2 protein-coding genes are annotated in these 1,175 nt (G+C 48.9%); both read right to left on the reverse strand.

What is annotated here, in order from left to right; all coding sequences use genetic code 11:
* Nucleotides 1-126: Ail/Lom family outer membrane beta-barrel protein (locus RTW80_RS25680; protein WP_001628190.1), on the reverse strand; the 126-nt coding region annotated here is incomplete at its 3' end.
* 69 nt (nucleotides 127-195) lie between these two features.
* A partial coding sequence (locus tag RTW80_RS25685; protein WP_312720877.1) for a phage tail tip protein occupies nucleotides 196-1,175 on the reverse strand: 980 nt, incomplete at its 5' end.

Below are 1,175 nucleotides of genomic sequence, written 5' to 3' on the forward strand. Positions count from 1 at the left end.
AACGTTCGTCGAGGCATGAAGATACCCCGCGCTCAGCGTGGACTGATGTTCAGATGCCCATGCAGGCGCACCGGATACGGCCAGACAAATGGCTGCGGACAAAATGGCGGCATAAAGTTTACGCATAATTACCTCTCGCTTTTCTGCAATAAAAAAGGCACCATTTCTGGTGCCCTTATATGGGTTATAACAATTTCAACGAATACTGATGCCGGAAGCGGCTTTTTTGGTCACAATCACCGTACAGTCGGTGATATTGCCTGCCCCCTGATTGCCTTTCTGGAAAATCTTAAACTCCAGAGTGACGCTACCACCACCACTAGGCATATCAATAACTGCACTGTAACTACCGGGAATGGCCCCTTTAGTTTCTCTGGATGCGATTAATACGCCGTTTTTGCGAACTTCAAAACCATAACCCGTGTATCGCGTGCCTCCTGGGTTATTTCCGCTCCCCGGATCGTCATACGCTATACCGTTAAAAATAATGGGCGGAATAATAATCTGGCGGTCAAAGTTATGATCATCGCTGATGGTGACTGTAACCGTACCGTTTGGTGTTTCCGTGTTACCCCACGTACCGACTTTTTTCGGGAAGGCTTTTGATACAGCTTTAACGAAATCCCCTCTGACCTGGGTCGCCTCCAGCATGCCCTTAATCGTACAGTTCTGGTTAATCGTGACATTGTTGAGCGTCCCTGAATTTGCATTCACATTACCGCTGATATCCGCATTTTTAGCGGTCAGCTTTCCGTCTGGTGTCAGGGAAAATGCCGGCGGATTTCCACCGCTGGTAATGGTGGGGGCCGTCAGGCGTTTCAGGAACACTTCATTCATGAATATCTGATCGCCCTGACCAACAAACATCGGCTTTGTGTTGCCATTCGCAGGATTAATCATCGCAATCCTGTCTGCTGCCAGCAGCACCTGACTCTGCATGCCGTCAGGGGTGTTCTCAATACCGGCACCGATACCCGCAATATAAAGGCGTCCGTCCTGCATCTGCTGCAGCTTCACTGCCCACATGCTGTTCAGGTTATTATTTGTATCAACCTGAACCTTCTGTATCTGCTGGATTGCCGCACTCTGGTCTTCCAGTTTCTTATTGACGGTCTGTGTTATTTCATTGCTGACATCCGTTATGGACGTCCTGATTTCAGTCAGGTCAGGCGCAA

This window comes from Escherichia sp. AM3 (assembly GCF_032029835.1).
In the GTDB taxonomy this organism is placed as follows: domain Bacteria; phylum Pseudomonadota; class Gammaproteobacteria; order Enterobacterales; family Enterobacteriaceae; genus Escherichia; species Escherichia coli.